At 68.8% G+C, this 16,241-nt stretch carries 16 protein-coding genes; 8 read left to right on the plus strand and 8 right to left on the minus strand.

The genetic code is table 11. From position 1 onward, the window contains the following. Nucleotides 1–61: 61 nt before the first annotated feature. The 5 genes from ACH35V_RS04070 to ACH35V_RS04090 are packed head-to-tail and all read right to left on the minus strand — an operon-like array spanning nucleotide 62 to nucleotide 5,529. Entirely contained in the window at nucleotides 62–1,042 is a 981-nt protein-coding gene (locus ACH35V_RS04070) for an SCO2521 family protein (RefSeq protein WP_395970151.1), read from the minus strand. Continuing rightward, nucleotides 1,020–1,970: an SCO2522 family protein gene (locus ACH35V_RS04075; RefSeq protein ID WP_395970152.1), complete on the minus strand. Its 951-nt coding sequence runs from the start codon at nucleotides 1,968–1,970 to the stop codon at nucleotides 1,020–1,022. Before ACH35V_RS04075 ends, ACH35V_RS04070 begins: the two co-directional genes overlap by 23 nt. Further along, a complete protein-coding gene (locus ACH35V_RS04080; protein ID WP_395970153.1) occupies nucleotides 1,967–2,887 on the minus strand; it encodes an SCO2523 family variant P-loop protein in 921 nt (306 codons plus the stop codon). The genes ACH35V_RS04075 and ACH35V_RS04080 overlap by 4 nt, the downstream gene beginning before the upstream one ends. Nucleotide 2,888: 1 nt before the next feature. Beyond that, nucleotides 2,889–4,736: an SCO2524 family protein gene (locus ACH35V_RS04085; RefSeq protein WP_395970154.1), complete on the minus strand. Its 1,848-nt coding sequence runs from the start codon at nucleotides 4,734–4,736 to the stop codon at nucleotides 2,889–2,891. A gap of 4 nt (nucleotides 4,737–4,740) precedes the next feature. Further along, a complete protein-coding gene (locus tag ACH35V_RS04090) occupies nucleotides 4,741–5,529 on the minus strand; it encodes an SCO2525 family SAM-dependent methyltransferase (protein ID WP_395970155.1) in 789 nt (262 codons plus the stop codon). Between the two features lie 49 nt (nucleotides 5,530–5,578). On the opposite strand from ACH35V_RS04090, the gene ACH35V_RS04095 reads away from it, so the two are divergent. From ACH35V_RS04095 to ACH35V_RS04105, 3 genes are all read left to right on the plus strand, one after another. After that, a complete protein-coding gene (locus tag ACH35V_RS04095; protein WP_395970156.1) occupies nucleotides 5,579–5,821 on the plus strand; it encodes a hypothetical protein in 243 nt (80 codons plus the stop codon). After that, nucleotides 5,811–6,749, plus strand: coding sequence for a DUF6879 family protein (locus ACH35V_RS04100; protein WP_395970157.1), 939 nt, complete (start codon nucleotides 5,811–5,813; stop codon nucleotides 6,747–6,749). Before ACH35V_RS04095 ends, ACH35V_RS04100 begins: the two co-directional genes overlap by 11 nt. Nucleotides 6,750–6,826: 77 nt before the next feature. Further along, nucleotides 6,827–7,453 carry a DNA-binding response regulator gene (locus tag ACH35V_RS04105; RefSeq protein WP_395970158.1) on the plus strand — a complete coding sequence of 209 codons (627 nt, stop codon included), beginning with the start codon at nucleotides 6,827–6,829 and terminating at the stop codon, nucleotides 7,451–7,453. Here ACH35V_RS04105 and ACH35V_RS04110 read toward each other — a convergent pair. Further along, complete coding sequence (locus ACH35V_RS04110; RefSeq protein WP_395970159.1) at nucleotides 7,431–8,300, minus strand: LysR family transcriptional regulator; 870 nt, start codon at nucleotides 8,298–8,300, stop codon at nucleotides 7,431–7,433. The genes ACH35V_RS04105 and ACH35V_RS04110 overlap by 23 nt on opposite strands. A gap of 118 nt (nucleotides 8,301–8,418) precedes the next feature. On the opposite strand from ACH35V_RS04110, the gene ACH35V_RS04115 reads away from it, so the two are divergent. The 5 genes from ACH35V_RS04115 to rox all read left to right on the plus strand — a co-directional run bounded on the left by ACH35V_RS04115 (nucleotide 8,419) and on the right by rox (nucleotide 13,677). Then, entirely contained in the window at nucleotides 8,419–8,997 is a 579-nt protein-coding gene (locus tag ACH35V_RS04115) for a dihydrofolate reductase family protein (protein ID WP_395970160.1), read from the plus strand. Then, nucleotides 8,994–9,422: a VOC family protein gene (locus tag ACH35V_RS04120; protein WP_395970161.1), complete on the plus strand. Its 429-nt coding sequence runs from the start codon at nucleotides 8,994–8,996 to the stop codon at nucleotides 9,420–9,422. The genes ACH35V_RS04115 and ACH35V_RS04120 overlap by 4 nt, the downstream gene beginning before the upstream one ends. Before the next feature lie 112 nt (nucleotides 9,423–9,534). After that, on the plus strand, nucleotides 9,535–10,836 hold the full coding sequence (locus tag ACH35V_RS04125) for an aspartyl protease family protein (protein WP_395970162.1): 1,302 nt from the start codon (nucleotides 9,535–9,537) through the stop codon (nucleotides 10,834–10,836). Beyond that, nucleotides 10,833–11,969, plus strand: a complete 1,137-nt coding sequence (locus ACH35V_RS04130; RefSeq protein ID WP_395970163.1) for an endonuclease/exonuclease/phosphatase family protein — start codon at nucleotides 10,833–10,835, stop codon at nucleotides 11,967–11,969. Before ACH35V_RS04125 ends, ACH35V_RS04130 begins: the two co-directional genes overlap by 4 nt. A 274-nt stretch (nucleotides 11,970–12,243) precedes the next feature. Further along, nucleotides 12,244–13,677 carry a rifampin monooxygenase gene (gene rox / locus ACH35V_RS04135; protein WP_395970164.1) on the plus strand — a complete coding sequence of 478 codons (1,434 nt, stop codon included), beginning with the start codon at nucleotides 12,244–12,246 and terminating at the stop codon, nucleotides 13,675–13,677. A 230-nt stretch (nucleotides 13,678–13,907) separates the two neighbouring features. Here the strand turns inward: rox and ACH35V_RS04140 are convergent, their stop codons facing one another. Together ACH35V_RS04140 and ACH35V_RS04145 are read right to left on the minus strand one after the other, a co-directional pair. Then, nucleotides 13,908–15,404, minus strand: a complete 1,497-nt coding sequence (locus ACH35V_RS04140) for a DEAD/DEAH box helicase (RefSeq protein ID WP_395970165.1) — start codon at nucleotides 15,402–15,404, stop codon at nucleotides 13,908–13,910. A 161-nt stretch (nucleotides 15,405–15,565) separates the two neighbouring features. Continuing rightward, entirely contained in the window at nucleotides 15,566–15,769 is a 204-nt protein-coding gene (locus tag ACH35V_RS04145) for a cold-shock protein (RefSeq protein WP_131964235.1), read from the minus strand. Nucleotides 15,770–16,241: the final 472 nt, after the last annotated feature.

Genomic DNA, 16,241 nt, shown 5'->3' on the forward strand with positions numbered 1-16,241 from the left:
ACGCCCACCCCACCAGGCCGTACAGGTGCCAGAGGCTTAGTGCCACAGCACTACCCCGCGCTCAGGCCATTTCCGACCATTCGCGCCGGTCTGTTCGCAGGGCCAGGCGGAGGCTGTTGAGGGCTACCTGGTCGCGGATCCGGTTGATGGTCAGGTCCCACTGCCGGGTCAGGCCCTGGAAACGGTCGAAGTCGTCCCACAGCCCGAACAGGCCGGGCTGGACTCGGGCCTTGGGCATCCAGTGGTGAAGCAAGTGGTCGATGACGGGTCCGATGTGCCGGATCGTTCGGTCCAGATCCCCGGAGCCGGGCCGCGCCCGCTCGATCTGGCGGGTGACGAAGTCGAGCAGCCAATCGTGCAGCGCCAGGTCCTCGACCAGGTCGAGCAGGTCGGACACGTTCGGCCAGACGACCGAGAGCCGGATCAGGCGGGTGCCTTCCGGCAGGACGGTGAAGCGGTAGAGGCCGGGGCCGGCGTCCTCCCGGACGGGCTGCAGCGCCCACCTCCACCGCCCCAGCGGAGCGCGCAGCGGCTGCCTGCCGTCGAGCAGCCTCGACCGCTGGACGTTGAAGATCGTGGACTCGGCGGTACGCCCCATCTCGATGTTCAGGTGGCCGTGCTCGGCCTGGGCGAAACCCGCGGCCGCGTCCTCCAGGCGCAGCCGGCCCAGGTATTCGACCACGCCGGGGCTGGCCAGGTAATGCGACCATGCCCGCCGGTACTGCTGGGACGACGGCACGAGCGTGGTGTGCGAGCAGGACTGAACGATCAGGCCGCCCGTCAGGGTGACCCGTGTCGCGAACGTGCCGACGCCCCGGACGCGGCGTCCCGAGCGCGAAGGCATGAAGCAGTCGATGCCGGTCAGCCGCTGGGGCGAGACCGCGTAGGCGCGCGGACGCGCGGCGTACCGTGCCTGCTCGCCGGGCACCAGGTCGAGCAGCCTGACCGCCTCCTCCAGGGACAGCTGTGCGGAGTGCCCGAGGAGGCCCGTCCGGATCTCTCCGATGGAGAGGGCGCTCTCACCAGCCGTCGCTGAAGACATGAGAGATCCTGCCGACGACGTCACCGGGTAGCTCGATCTTCTGGGCCGCGGCGTGGGCGGCGGTCTGCTCGGCGACGGCCGGATCGACGGCGACCTGGTCGAGGACGGTCCGCGCGGCGGCCTCCACGTCGGCGAACCGGGTATCGAGCACCGACATCGTGTGGAACGCGGCGAACGGCTGCGCGTCGTCGGCGAGCTGAACCAGCGGCGGAAGATCCTCCCAGCGGTCCGGGTACTCGGCCGTCCACCGCGCGGGTGAGATCACGGGCCTGCCCTCGTGGCGGAGCAGTCCCAGCCGGAGCAGTTGCCAGACCGCCGAAAGCAGCGCGCACGACCACCGCCGCCGACCGCCCGCTTCGTCCCAGAGCTGGACCTCCATGCAGATGGAGTGGCTCCGGGCGCCGTTCTGCTCGGGAGGGCGCCAGGCGCGGGTGGCGAGTGCCTCGTCCAACCCGTCAGGTCTGAGCCTGTCGCGGCTGTTGGAGACCCAGCCGGTCAGGTGAACCGGTGGGCGGAGGCCGTTGCCGCCCTGCGGGGGGTCGGAGACGATGCGTCCCAGGACGAGCTCCGCCGGAGACACTGCGCCAGTGGACGCGCACGCGGACTCCCGCACCAGATAGTCGATGCCGAGCCCGGCGCCGTGTGCCGCGTCGAGCAGTTCGGGCACGAGCTCCTTGGGCGAGGCGACCTGGCTGAAGTAGTCGTCGACCAGGAAGCAGGTGCTGATCCGCCGGGGCGCCGTGTACCGAGCGCGGACGAAGCCCGCCCATGGGCTGATCCGTGCGAACTGGCGGCGCAGGGCCTCCGGACCGTCCTGCAGGTCCTCCATGTAGAGGTGGCCGAGCTCGAGCGACAGGTGCGAGCGCGGCACCAGCTCCACGCGGGGCCGGCTGGTGAGGACGTCGACCTGCAACTCGGGTTCCGTCATATCCGGCCCCATGCCGCCGGGTCGTCCAGATTCGCGGCGAGCTCGGCGAACGCCTCGACGGTGCCGTCGTTGGCGATCTCGGCGTAGACGTCCTCGTCGGCGATGAGCTGTTCCCGCCACTGCAGCACCGGGTCGACGGGCACCGTCGCGATCACGGAGGTGCGGCCCAGACCCGCGGCGTTGGCCTGTTCGTTGAGGCCTTTGTCGACTTGGCGCAACCAGGCCTCCTGCTCGGCGCGCAGCCCCAGCAGTCCCTGGTCGCTCCTCGGGTCGATCACCGCCGTCCTGACGAAGCGGATGCATCGGCGCAGTGCGGTGCGATCGTGGCCGAACAGGCTGCCGAACTCCAGCAGCCCGCGATCCTCGAACACCAGGTCGGCCGCGGCCGAGATGTGCTGCCTGGTCCAGCGGTGGAAGACCAGCCAGCGCACGTCCGAGATCCGCTTCTCCCGCGCCGTGACGGTGAGGATCATCTCCGCCGCGTGCGACCGCCCGGCGCTCAGGTCGATGAAGATCACCGAGAACTGGCTCTGCAGTAGCAGCAGCAGGTCGGCGCAGCGCTCGATGACCTCGGGCTTGGCGGTGAACTCGCCCCCGCCCAGGTCACCGGGGTACAGGACGAGGCGTCCGGCGCCCGTCGGACGGGGACCGGTGCCCGGGGGCCGGCGGCTCTCCGACCATATGTCGACGTGGCACGGCGTCACCGTCTTGCCCTGCAGATACCGATGAAGCCCGTCCTCGCCCTGGGTTCCGTGGGCCATCCGCTCGATCCCGAAGATCGCTCCCGCGGTCGGCGAGCCGAAGTCGAAGTCGAGGTAGCAGACGTCATCGCCCTGGATCGCCCGTCGGTAGGCGACGTTGCATGTGGTGACCGAGCGCCCGGTGCCGCCTTTGTCGGACGTGGCGATGACGAGCACGTCAACCGGTCCCTTCCGCGGCGTTCTGCCGGGCTACGCCGATCCTCTCCAGCATGCGCAGGATGTCCATCGCGATGGCGATGGCGGTGGCGGGCCGCTGTGAAGCGATCTCGTGGGCGTGGGCGAGGTTGAGCCGCGCTTCCTCCAACTGGGTGCGCAGCGCTCCCCGATCGACCACATTGGCTTGAAGAAGCTCCTGGTCGAAGACGTAGTCCGTCTCGCTGAGGATGCTGCGAGCGTAGGCGTGCATGCTCCCGCTGCGCGGGAGCGGAGCCTCGATGAGGTTGATCGCCATGACGATGCACTCGACGACCCGTTCGGTGAAGTACCACGACGGGCGGTCGTTGTGCTTCTTGAGGCCCTCGAAGACGTTCGCCGCGTCGTCCCAGAGCCCCGCGTTGATCGAGTGTTCGATCCGGCGCCGAAGGATGTGGCTCCAGATCTCGTCCGCGGTCTGGACGAGGTCTTCCCGCAGGTCGGCGTCTCCGCACAGCTTGGCCAGCCGTAGGACGTTCTTGAGCAGCAGCGGCGAGAAGTCGGTGAGCTGCCAGAGCAGGCCGGGCCCGTCGCTCATCCCGCCGTCGAGCTGGATCTCCGTCCCCGGCGTGTGGTACCGGATCGCGGGATCGTCCCGCGTGGCCCGGGTGGTCACGCGGTTGCGCTCCCCGAGCTTCACGAAAATCTCCGCCAGCCGGGGGAGTTCCATGGTGCTCGCGCCACGGAGCTCTTGGTTCTGCAGCATCAGGGAGGTGATGAGCAGACTGAAATGGTCGGACTCCCAGTCATCAGTGGTGCGCCACGGCAGGTCTTCCAGCGGCGACCTGCCGGTTTCGCCGAAGGACGCGATCGTGCTCCAGTACCCCAGAGTGAGTTCCCACCGCAGCCTGAGCGCGCCGGCGAGGCGTTGCTGCTCCTCGTTGAGGAGGCCGAGAACGGCCGTGCGCCCGGAGAACAGGTCGGCGATGCCGTCCATGGCGTTCACCGTGAAGTAGAGGAAGGGCACGCTCCGCGCGACGCCGGTGCGCTGGTTCGTCACCGAGGGGGCGATGTCCACCTCCGGGGCGTCCTCGGCGACGCCCCAGGTCCATCCGATCTCGAACAGCCGGTTGCGGTTCTCGATCAGTTCGGCGACGCGCTGCTGCTCCAGACCGGAGATCACGTCCCCGAGGGAGGCTCGGATCTCCTGGAGCGACGAGCGGAGTTCCTCGGCGACCTGGCGATTCGAGCGATCGGTCCGGTTCACCGTGTCGAGCAGGATCCGGCCTTCGCTGGAGTCGGGCGTGAAGACGTTGATGACGAAGCTGCGCACCAGGCCCACCAGCGCGGCGGTCAGCCGGGCGTTCGCGATCCGCTCGAGGTGGCGCAGGCGGCTTTCGATCGCGGGGCTCAGGACCATGTCGCCGAAGCCGCGGACGAGTGAAAGCGTGCTCAGCATCAGCGTGACCGCCATTGAGAACGAGTCCACGACGTCGATTCGCATCTGCTCCGGAGTGGGTTCGACGCCGTCCTTGGCGCTCTTGAAGTAGCTGCCTCCGGCGAAGGTCGGGCCGTCGCTCCCGGTGTAGTACTCGATGTGCTCGATGAGCAACTCGACCAGGCGCTGGGGAATGTCCAGCTCGTCGCCGAGCGGCCGGAGCACCTCGAGGACGTCGTCGGCGGTGTCGTCGGGCTGGTCGAGGCGGAGATAGGGAATCACCGACGCCGGATAGACGATGCACAGGAGCTGCTCGGCATCGCCGATCGAATTCCGCTCGGACCGGCCGCCCCATTGCCACTTGTCTCCGTCGAGTGAGACCTTCACGATGGAGCGCCAGAGGTTCAGGAGTTCTTCGCGTGGCTGAATCCTCATGTGCTCAGCTCTCAGGTGATCTCTTGATACCGCAGGCCAAGATCATCCCAGTATACCCCGAGCGGATCGGCTTTTCCGCTGCGCTCAGCCGGTGCACGCGGTGGAGTTCTGTGTAAAAAGGCATGGAAGCGACGACGTCCGCGACGGATACTGGAACGGCTGGAAACTCTTGATCGCCGACCCGCCAACCTTGCGAGTTCTCCATGAATGCCATCGCGAATGGGGCGCCCGGTCGGAGTGCGCCGACGAATCTCGCGAGCGCCGTTCTGAACTCCTCACGGTCCCCGGATATGGATTCGGCGACGAAGAACATCGTGCCGACGTCCCACTGCTCGTCGGGGAGGTCGAAGACCGACGCCTGCTTGATCTCGATCCGGGTGCGGGCCCCGACTGCCTCGTGCAACGGGCCGGCGGCCGCGTATGCGGGGATCTTGGCGAACTCGTCCCAGAAGGGGGTCCAGGCCGCCAGCGAACCGCCGAGCTCGCGTGTGAGCCAGTCGATGCTGGAGGGAGACAGGTCGGTCAGTGTCAGTGCGGAGCAGAAGGGGAGCATGGAGAAAGCGGGATAGAGATTGGCGCCGGTGCCGACGTCGACGCCTTGGAGGCCGGTTCTGCCCTGAAGGTGCTCGATCATGAAGGCGGCGATCATTGCGACGAAGCTCAGGTCGTCCCCGTGTGGATCCTGGTAGTTGGACTGCCAGTAGGCCGGCAAGTCCATCCGGTCCCACGAGACGTCTCTGTTGAAACTCGAATTCATTGACCAGTCCTGGCCAAGATCGGTTTCCGGGCGCATCGGGAATCGTCCTCCTTGAACATCCCACAATCCTTGTAGAAAGGTATACGTGAGCGCGCATCTTGGATCAAGGGCGCACCGACCGGGCAGGTGGAGCATGTCCGCCTTTGCAATCCGCGAACCGCGGGAGCTCGACGAGCGCTGCTATACCTACGAGGGTAACTACATTGCCGGCGCGTTCCTCGGAGATGCACTCGTACGCCGCAACGCGCACTTCGAGTCCGACGTGAGAAACGCGGCCCTGCTTGAGGTGCCCCCGGACATCGAGGGAGTGGTTGAGTGTGTCGAGTGAACCGAGGCCGTCCTTCACCGCGGGCGCCGTGATCAGAAAGATCACCGGCGCCACGGGTGCCGGGGCCTTCGCCTTCCTCATCACGAACGTCGTCGCCGACCAGTCGATCGCCCAGTCGCTCACCCTGTCGATTCTGATCGGCGGCGTGGTCATGCTGGTCGAACTGCTGGTCGACTTCGACAAGCGGGTCGAGGGGATCGAACGGTGGATGCGCGCCACCGACCTGGCCATCGAGTCCGCCAAGTGGCAGCAGGCACTGGGCGACTCGGCGCTGGACCGTGAGGCCTTCACCCGGTTCCGCGAGGCCGTGGTGAACTTCGGCCAGGACTGCCCGCCGCTGATCAGGCGGTTCGCCGAGCTCGTGGTGAAGGCCGACACCGACCTGATCGACAGCCTCAGCCGGGGTGAGCGCGAGGTGACCTGCGACGGCGAGGACCACGACTGGATTCTCCAGCTGACCGGCGCCACCACGAAGACCCTCGACGCGACGAGCACCACGACGGTCGACGGCACCGGGGAGAACTTCAGCGGGGGCTTCTGGACCAGCGAGCACGGCCGGCGCTACCTCAAGGCCCAGGTCGAGGCCAAGGGCCGCGGAGTGATCATCCGTCGCCTGTTCATCCGTCACGATGACCGGTACTCCGACGACCTGGACTTTCCGGCGATCGCTCAGGAGCAGCGCCGGGCCGGGATCGAGGTCAAGGTGCTCCGCTACGACCAGATTCCCACCCAGCTCGACACTCCCACCGACTTCGTCCTCTTCGACGAGGAGGTCGCCTATGAAGTCGTCCCTGCCTCCAACCCTCAACTCGGCTTCTTCATGACCCGCCTGCGAACACGAACCGACTACACCCGCGAATGCAAGGAACGCTTCGAACGCCTCTGGCGACTCGCCGAGGAAAGCGTCCCGAGCCGGGTGGAGCACTGAACCGGCGCGTGAGTGCGGCCGTGCTGCCGGTTTGTGGGAATGGTCGTGGATACTTGGCAGATGCCGGGAGTGTGGCGGTGATCCGCGCCCTGCTGGCCGCGCTGCGGCACCGTCCCGACGTGGTGGTGATCGACATCGGGCTGCCGGGCAAGGACGGGCTGGCCGCCGCGGTCGAGGTGCGCGAGCGGCTGCCCGAATGCCGGATGCTGATCCTCACCGGGCTGGCGCGACCGGGGAACCTGCGCAAGGCGATGGCCGCGAAGGTGTCCGGCTTCATCCTCAAGGACGCTCCCCCGGAGGAGCTGTCCGAGGCGATCCGCAAGGTGGCGAGGGGCCTTCGGGTGATCGATCCGCAGCTGGCCATCGCGGCGCTGGAGGCGGACGCCGCGCCGCTGACCGAGCGGGAGCTCGAAGTGCTGCGGCTCGCCGCCGGCGGGCTCGACCCCGCCGAGATCGCCGAGCGGCTGTTCCTGTCACGTGGGACGGTCCGCAACATCCTCACGGCGGTCGTGGCCAAGCTCGGCGCCCGCAACCATCGTCCTGGACGGCCGCAACGCGCACCTGACCGATGGGGTGCAGCAGGCGGTGGGCCGTCCACCCACCGATTTCGGCGAGTACGCCCGGCGCACCGCCGCCAGCGGCGTCTGGAACGCGCGCTGACCACGGCGGGCGGTGGCGTGGCTAGGGCCGTATCGCGCGGGTGATGAAGGCGCCCGCCGCCGGGGTCGGGCCGAGCCGGCTCCAGATCAGGTGCTCGACACGATGCGAGGTGTTCTCCACGGGGACGACGGACACCCCGGGGAGCCGTACCGCGTAGGCGGAGGCGAGGAGGGCGACGCCGAGCCCTTCGGTCACCAGCCGCGCCATGATGTGAGGGTCGGTGACCTCGAAGGCGACCGTCCGTTCCAGGCCGGCGGCGCGGAAGGCGTGGTCGGCCTGGACGCGGCCGGTGGTGCCGGCGGGGAAGTCCACGAATTCCTCGGCGGCGATCGCCTCCAGCCGGATGCGGCGGCGCCCGGCGAGCGGGTGGCCGGGCGCCAGCAGTGCGGCCAGCGGGTCGCGGGCGAGCGGCCGGCTGTTGAGGTGGGGGATCTCGACGTCCTCGGCCAGGCCCAGGAACGCGACGTCGAGCGCGCCGTCGCGGACCTGGTCGGCCAGGACGGTGCTGCCCGCGGTGACGAGACTGATGCGCACCTGCGGATGTTGCTGGTGGAAGGATCGCAGCACCGCCGGGACGTCGACGGCCGCCACCGTGGGGATCATGCCGACGGCGAGCCGCCCGCGGATCTCTCCGGTCGCCGCGTAGACCTCGGCCCGCGCCCGCTCCGCGGCGGCGAGGCAGTCGCGCGCGGCGGGAAGGAAGGCCGCGCCCGCCGGCGTCAATGCCACCGACCTGCTCGTGCGGTGGAAGAGCCGGGCGCCCAGTTCCTGCTCCAGTTTCGCGATCTGGTGGCTCAACGCCGACTGGACGACCGAGCAGCGCTGAGCGGCGCGGGTGAAGTTGCCCAGCTCGGCCACGGCGACGACGTAATTCAGTTGCTGGAGGTTCACGCAGCGATTGTGAATCGCGATCGGTTACATGACAACAATGCATTGGACTCATCACTATCGCTGCCCCCAGGCTGGGCACGCCAACCCCCACCGGCCGCTGAGCAAGATGGGAACCGACATGACCGCTGTCTACACCTGGGACGTCTTCTCCACCCTCGACGGCTACGGCTCCTACACCGAGGGCGCCGACTGGGGCGGGTACTGGGGCAAGCAGGGCCCCGAGCTGCTGGCGCACCGCGCCGCCCAGTTCGACACCGAGCAGCGGATGGTCTTCGGCGCCACCACCTTCCGCGAGACCGCTGAGATCATGACCTCGGGCATCGACCCCAACACGCTCGACGAGTGGAACGTCCGGACGATGCGCACGCCCGCGACGGTGGTGTCCTCCACGTTGCACGACACCCTCGGCTGGCCGGACGCGACCATCGTCAGCGGCGACGCCGCCGACATCGTCGCCCGGCTCAAGCAGGAGTCGGACGTGCCGCTGCGCTCGCAGGCCAGCCTGTCGCTGAACCGGTCGCTGATGGCCGCCGGCCTGGTCGACCGCCTCCAGGTCACGATCTTCCCCGTCGTCTCCGGACGGACCGGGACCAGCCCGATCCTCCGCGGCGCGGCCGACTTCGACCTCGAACTGCTCCAGAGCCGCACGCTCGACGGCCACACCCTGGAGCTCGTCTACCGCCCCACGCTCCGGTGACGGCGTCCTCCCGCGGCGTCCTGCAGATGCGCCTGGTCGTGGAGGCGGGCGACTACGAGGAAGCGGTGCGGTTCTACCGCGACGTCCTCGGCGCGGCCCAGGAACTCCAGCTCCACCAGGACGGCGGCGAGCGGGTCACGATCCTCGACGTCGGCCGCGCGACGCTGGAGATCTCCAGCCCCGAGCAGGTCGACATGATCGACCGCGTCGAGGCGGGACGGCGGATCAGCCCGCGGCTGCGGGTGGCCTTCGAGGTCGCCGACGCCCAGGACGTCACCGATCAGCTGTCCCGAGCGGGCGCCGAAGTGCTCGCCCCGCCCACCCGCACCCCGTGGGGGTCCCTCAACTCCCGCCTGGACGCTCCCGCGGGTCTCCAGATCACCGTGTTCCAGGAACTCCCAAGCACCGAAACGCACAAGGACTGACCCGTCGCTGGTTGCGGAGCTGGGTCACAGCCGGGTCACAGGTTTGGGCACCGTGCTGTGACCGTCCGCTGGCTAGAAAGTTCTGGAAGGTGATCGCGAAAGGGAGAAGGCCATGGCTGATGACGGGGGATGGGACCGGCGTTCGCTGTTGCGGGGCGCCGCCGTGGTGGCCGGTGCCGCCGCGACCACGCCGCTGCTGGGCAAGGCGGCCACAGCGCAGGGCCGTGGCAGTGACGCGGACGCGTTGTTCAAGGCCGGGAAATTCGAGCAGGCCGGGCGTGCGTACGAGGAGATCCTGAAAACAGATCCCAAGAATCTGCACGCGGCCCGCCGTCGCGGCTATGTCGGGCTCCTGTCCAACCAGTTCCCCGTCGCAGAGAAATACCTAAAAATGGCCCTCCAGTTGGACCCTGCCGACAGGGACACCAACTACTACCTAGCCGACTGCTACATTCGGCAGGACAAATTCCCCCTGTCCGCACCACACTGGCAGGCAATCGGCGAGGAAGCCTACGCCAAATGGTTCGCTGCCGTCCGCGGCGAGGCGTATCAGATCCACGGCGACATCGCGCAGATGCCATTCCTGCAGATGGACCCGATGCCGCTGGTAGAGGCCTCGGTCAACGGCGGGCCGCCGAAGCGTTTCACGTTCTACACCGGCGCCCCGAACCTGGGCATGCGCGCGTCGGTCGCCAAGGAAGCCGGGCTGAGCCCCGTCTCCAGCCAGAAGATCGATTTCGAGAACGGCGCCGTATGGGCCCATTACGGGATCCTGGACTCGTTCAAGCTGGGCGGCATCGAATTGCGCAACGTCCCCGTGGGCTGGTCGTCGACGGAGTCGGGCGAAGACGTCGACACTGACAGCGACGGCATGATCGGCACGTGGGTCTTCTACCACTTGCTGACCACCTTCGACTATGCGGGCCGCTCGCTGATCCTGCGCCGCCGCACCGCCGAAATGGCCAGGAAGGCACGTGCCGCCGCCATACAGGCGGGCGCGAAGCCCCTGCCGTTGTGGCTGGCCCGTGAGCAATATGTGCACAGCACGGGCAGTATTGCCGGCTCCGGATCACGGGTGGTGGGCGTGAACCTCGGCGGAAGGGGCGAGAGCGCGGCGGTTCTGCGCGGGGAAACGGCCGAGCGGTTGCGGATCCGCACCGACTACGACCGTCCGATCGGGACGTTCGCCCAGAGCCACCCGGCCGTCACCTACCCCTGCTACCCGACGGAGATCCGCCTCGGCGAAGCCGTCGCGAAAGAGGTGTACTGCGAGACGCACCCGAACGGCGCGCTCGACCCCTTCGGGTTCGACGTGCCGGGCGCCTTCTTCCACTGCTTCCACAAGCCCTACAACATCACCCTCGACTTCACCGACATGCACCTTTACATCGCCCGCGGCAAGATGCAGCAGTGACCGGACGCGAGCCAGAACAGACGATGACGCGGGTGGACACGGTCGAGACCGGACAGGACGACGCCGACCGCCGCGAGACGGACGCGGAGACGGGCGCGGAGACTTGGCGCGCGGGCGTCCGCCGGGCGATCCGCATCGGCTCGCGGCCGGGGCTGGGGTCGGGGCCGGGGCCCTGGAAGCGCGGCCTGGTGCTCGCGGCGCTGGCCCTGCTGCTCGGCCTGGTCATGATGCTGCACGCGCACATCCCGAACCGGATCGGGAACCTCGGCAGCCTGACGGAGACCCTCCTACCGTGGTTCGGCCTGTTCGTCCCGGTACTGCTGGCCGGAGCACTGTGGCGCCGCTCCGCCTCCGCGGTGGCCGCGCTGCTGCTGCCGGTCGTGGTGTGGCTGAGCCTGTTCGGCGGGCTGCTCAACGACAAGTCCCATGCGGGCGGCGACCTCACCGTGGCCAGCCACAACGTCGGCGCCGACAACCGCGACCCGGCGGGTACCGCCCGTGAGCTGGCCGCCTCCGGAGCGGACGTGCTGGCCCTGCAAGAGCTGACCGAGCAGGCCCGGCCCACGTACGAGAAGGAGCTGGAGAAGGCGTACCCGCACCACACGGTGCAGGGCACGGTCGGGCTGTGGAGCAAGCTGCCGCTGTCGGACAGCCGGCCGGTCGACACCAAGATCGACGTCGGGCCGCTGGGGGACACCAAGCCCGCCCACGTCAAGCTGACCTACACCCGGGCGCTGCGCACAACGGTGGCCATGGACCAGGGCCCGCTGGCGGTGTACGTGGCCCACCTGGGTTCTGTACGGGTGAATCCCCGGGCGGGCTTCTCGACCGGCCACCGCGACAGGGGCGCGCAGGCGCTCGCCGAGGCCGTCGCCGCCGAGCGGAACGAGCGGATGGTGCTGCTCGGCGACCTGAACGGCACCACGGACGACCGCGCGTTCACCGGCATCACCACACGGATGCGCTCGGCCCAGGACGCGGCCGGGGACGGCTTCGGCTTCACCTGGCCCGCGTCCTTCCCAGTGGCGCGGATCGACCAGATCCTCGTCCGCGGCGTGGAGCCGGCGAGCTCATGGCTGCTGCCCGCCACCGGCAGCGACCACCTACCGGTGGCGGCCGCTATCAGCTGGTGAACCCGGCCCGGCCAGGCTCGGCCTCGGCTCGGCTCGGCCTGGCTTGGGGCGGGGTGGCCAGGATCAGTTCGTCGACCGTGGTCGTGGCTGGAAAGGGTTGGACGGGGTCATAGGCGGGCTTGTAGTTTGCAGTTGACTGTGACACCGCCTGAGGAGGTGAGACCCATGAACGCTGTATCGAAGTGGGTGCTCCCCTTCCGGTCACGGTCGGGCGATTGACGTAGGTGTCGCCGGGAGCGCCCCGCCAACAAGGCACTCCCGAAAGGCAACACCCATGCCCCTCGAATTCGACGTTGTCATTGCCGGGTGCGGGCCGACCGGCGCGATGCTGGCCGCCGAACTGCGGCTGCACGATGTGCGGGTACTCGTTCTGGAGAAGGAAACCGAGCCCGTGTCGTTCGTCCGCATCGTCGGTCTGCATATTCGCAGTCTCGAGCTGATGGCGATGCGCGGACTGCTGGATCGCATTCTCGAACACGGAAGGCGGCGTCCGGCCGGCGGCTTCTTCGCCGCCATCGCCAAACCCGCGCCCGCGGGTCTGGATTCCGCGCACGCCTATCTGCTGGGCATTCCGCAGCCGGTCATCGTTCGCCTGCTCGAAGAGCATGCGATCGAGGTGGGTGCGCAGGTCCGGCGCGGCTGTGCGGTGGCCGGGTTCGAGCAGGACGACGAGGGCGTGACCGTCGAACTGGCCGACGGGGAACGGCTGCGTTCGCGCTATCTCGTCGGCTGTGACGGCGGGCGCAGCACGGTGCGCAAACTGCTCGGCGTCGGCTTCCCCGGCGAGCCCTCGCGGAACGAGACGCTGATGGGCGAGATGGAAGTGGGCGTCCCGCAGGAGGAGATCGCCGCCAAGGTGGCCCAAATCAGCGAGGCCCATAGGCCATTCTGGCTGAGGCCCTTCGGTGAAAGGGCCTACAGCGTCGTCGTCCCCGCCGCAGGAGTCAGCGACCGCACCGAACCGCCCACCCTTGAGGATTTCAAACAACAATTGCGCGCCATCGCCGGGACCGATTTCGGCGTGCACTCTCCGCGCTGGCTGTCCCGTTTCGGCGATGCCACCCGGCTGGCCGAGCGTTACCGGGTCGGGCGGGTGCTGCTTGCTGGCGATGCGGCGCACGTCCACCCGCCCATCGGCGGCCAGGGTCTCAACCTGGGCGTTCAGGACGCGTTCAACCTCGGCTGGAAACTGGCCGCGCAGATCCGCGGCTGGGCCCCCGAAACACTGCTGGACACCTACCTGGCCGAACGTCGTCCGGTCGCCGAGGATGTGCTGGACAACACCCGCGCCCAGACGGAACTGCTGTCCCCCGAAGCGGGCCCGCAGGCGGTGCGCAGGCTGCTCACCGAACTGATGGACTTCGACGAGGTCAACCGCCATCTGATCGAGAAGATCACCGCGATCGGCATCCGCTACGACTTCGGCGAAGGCCCCGACCTGCTCGGCCGCCGCCTCCGCGACATCGACCTGAAACAAGGCCGCCTCTACGGCCTGCTGCACCGCGGCCGCGGCCTGCTGCTGGACCGCACCGAACGCCTGACCGTCGGCGACTGGTCAGACCGGGTCGACTACCTCGCGGATCCCACGGCGGTGCTGGACGTTCCGTGCGTCCTGCTACGCCCCGACGGCCACGTCGCCTGGATCGGCGACGACCAGCAGGACCTGGAAGACCACCTGACCCGCTGGTTCGGCAAGCCCGCCAACTGATGTCGCCTGAACAACCGGAAGGCCCATGAGGAGGATCGAACGGCGGCAGTAGCGACTGACCATCGGAAGGCTGGAGGCAATATCAGCCGTGGTGCTCTGGCGCGGGGGCCGGCCGGCGAGGAGGGCCGGCCTCCGAGTGACGACCGGAAGGCAGCGGAAGAGCACCACGGAGTGGGTGAAGATGAACCGAGGGGCGGGCTGGTCGCGGTGCCAGGCGGCGGGGCCGCGTGTCAGGTGTTGAGGGAGGATGCGCGGCGGCGGCGTCCGTTGCGCCTAGGGCGTTTGGGGGTGGTGCGCGCGTCTTCGTGCCGGGCGGCCGCGGAAGCGGGCGGCGCCTTGCGGGGGGACGCGGGCGGCGCCTTGCGGGGACGGGCGGTGTCCCGGGCGACGTTGGCGGGGGCGGCGTCGCGGGCCGGTGGACGGGCGCCGGTGATGCGGGCCAGATCGGGATCGCCGGGGCGGACGCTGGTGGTCCGCGGGGTGATGCCGGTCTGGGACATCAGGGCGTTGGTCTCGCGGCGCTGGTCGGGGAGGACGAGGGTGACCACGGTGCCGGTGCGTCCGGCGCGGGCGGTGCGTCCGGCTCGGTGGAGGTAGTCCTTGTGGTCGGCGGGCGGGTCGATGTTGACGACGAGGTCGAGGTCGTCGATGTGGATGCCGCGCGCTGCGACGTTGGTGGCGACCAGGACGGTGACGTCCTTCGCGTGGAAGCCGTCCAAGGCGCGGTTGCGCTGGGACTGGGTTTTCCCGCCGTGCAGCGCGGCGGCACGGACGCCGCGGGAGGTGAGCTTGCGGGCGAGGCGGTCCGCGGCGTGCTTCTTGCCGACGAACATGATCACCCGGTCGTCGCGGGCGGCGATGTGCACGATGGTCTCGTGCTTGTCGGTGTCGGCCACATGGAGCAGGTGGTGCTCCATGGTGGTGACGGAGTCGGTGGGCGGGTCGACCGAGTGGGTGACCGGGTCGCTGAGGAACCGGCGGACGAGCTGGTCGACGTTGCGGTCCAGGGTCGCCGAGAACAGCATCCGCTGCCCGTCGCGCGGGGTCTGCTCCATCAGCCGGGTGACCTGCGGCAGGAATCCCATGTCGGTCATCTGGTCGGCCTCGTCCAGCACGGTGATCCGCACCTGGCCGAGCCGGCAGTCGCCGCGTTCGATCAGGTCGGCGAGGCGTCCGGGGGTGGCGATCAGGACGTCCGCGCCGCGTTTGAGCGCGTTCGCCTGGCGCGAGATCGGCAGGCCGCCGACGACGGTGGTGAGCCGCAGGTCCACCGCTTCGGCGTAGGGCGCGAGCGCGGCGGTGACCTGCTGGGCGAGTTCGCGGGTGGGGACGAGGACCAGCGCCAGCGGTTCGCGGGGACCGGCGCGGTGGCCGGAGACGCGGGTGAGCAGCGCCAGGCCGAAGGCGAGGGTCTTGCCGGAACCGGTGCGGCCACGTCCGAGGACGTCCCGGCCGGCGAGGGCGTTCGGGAGGGCCGCGGCCTGGATGGGGAACGGGGTCGTCACGCCCTGGCGGCCCAGGGTCGCCAGGAGCGGCGCCGGCATGCGCAGGTCGGAGAACGACTCGACCGCGGGCAACGATGAAGCGGACGTCTCCGGCCGCGCGGACGCCTCCGGCCGCGCGGACTCCGCGGCGGGACGGCGCCGTTGCTCAGGGCGGCGGCGGTCGGAACCGGCACGAGGGCCGGCGGAGCGTTTTCGGCCGGACGTGTGGGGATTGCGTGACATGGCGGAGCCTTCCTCGAAACGGTGCGTGTCGAGGAAGTGCTCCGCCATGCTGGAACGCCTGCCCAGGTGACGCGGAGGATTCGCAAGAACGAACCGGGTGACGACCGCGGGAACCTGGGTCGCGTGGTGGGACTAGATCGTGGCCGCGTGGGCCGCGATGATCAGGAGGGGACGATGTTCTCCGCCTGCGGGCCCTTCTGGCCCTGGGTGATGTCGAACGTCACCTTCTGGCCCTCCTGGAGCTCACGGAAGCCCTGGGCCGCGATGTTGCTGTAGTGCGCGAAGACGTCGGCGCCGCCGCCGTCCTGCTCGATGAAACCGAAGCCTTTTTCGGCGTTGAACCACTTGACCGTGCCGGTGGCCATGGTCATCTCCTCTGGTCGGTCACGACCGCACACCGTGTGCGGACGAGATCGCCGCGATGGCCCATCCGGAAGATCCAGAACAACAAAAATGCGCCTGAGGTCAGATCCGACAGGCGCACGAACATGTCTATGGGAACCGCAACTGCATGCAGACTACCACACGTTCGGAGAACGGAACGGGAAGCGGTCGGCGGCCGGCCGGCGCGGTTTGTGATTTCAGTATCAGGTGCTGGTAGATGCTCCATAATGCTCGGTTGCCGCGCATACTGGAGTAATGAGACCGTCCGGTTCCGCCAGGCGGCGGCATCTGCCCACCAGCCCTTTCCCGCCGCCCACCGTTCTACCCCTCCGAAAGTTCGCCCTCCAGGACCAGGTGACCCACGACAAGTACGGCCTTGGACGGGTTGTCGAAGTCGAGCATGGAGGAGCCCTCCTGGTCGATTTCGGGTCCGGGAAAGTCAGGATTTCCGCC

This window comes from Actinomadura sp. 1N219 (assembly GCF_044326405.1).
Taxonomy (GTDB): Bacteria; Actinomycetota; Actinomycetes; order Streptosporangiales; family Streptosporangiaceae; genus Spirillospora.

Coding starts and splice junctions, on each gene's coding strand:
- ACH35V_RS04070 (WP_395970151.1), bottom strand. CDS start 1,042: ATGTCTTCAGCGACGGCTGGTGAGAGCGCCCTCTCCATCGGAGAGATC.
- ACH35V_RS04075 (WP_395970152.1), bottom strand. CDS start 1,970: ATGACGGAACCCGAGTTGCAGGTCGACGTCCTCACCAGCCGGCCCCGC.
- ACH35V_RS04085 (WP_395970154.1), bottom strand. CDS start 4,736: ATGAGGATTCAGCCACGCGAAGAACTCCTGAACCTCTGGCGCTCCATC.
- ACH35V_RS04090 (WP_395970155.1), bottom strand. CDS start 5,529: ATGCGCCCGGAAACCGATCTTGGCCAGGACTGGTCAATGAATTCGAGT.
- ACH35V_RS04115 (WP_395970160.1), top strand. CDS start 8,419: ATGACCGCTGTCTACACCTGGGACGTCTTCTCCACCCTCGACGGCTAC.
- ACH35V_RS04125 (WP_395970162.1), top strand. CDS start 9,535: ATGGCTGATGACGGGGGATGGGACCGGCGTTCGCTGTTGCGGGGCGCC.
- rox (WP_395970164.1), top strand. CDS start 12,244: ATGCCCCTCGAATTCGACGTTGTCATTGCCGGGTGCGGGCCGACCGGC.
- ACH35V_RS04140 (WP_395970165.1), bottom strand. CDS start 15,404: ATGTCACGCAATCCCCACACGTCCGGCCGAAAACGCTCCGCCGGCCCT.
- ACH35V_RS04145 (WP_131964235.1), bottom strand. CDS start 15,769: ATGGCCACCGGCACGGTCAAGTGGTTCAACGCCGAAAAAGGCTTCGGT.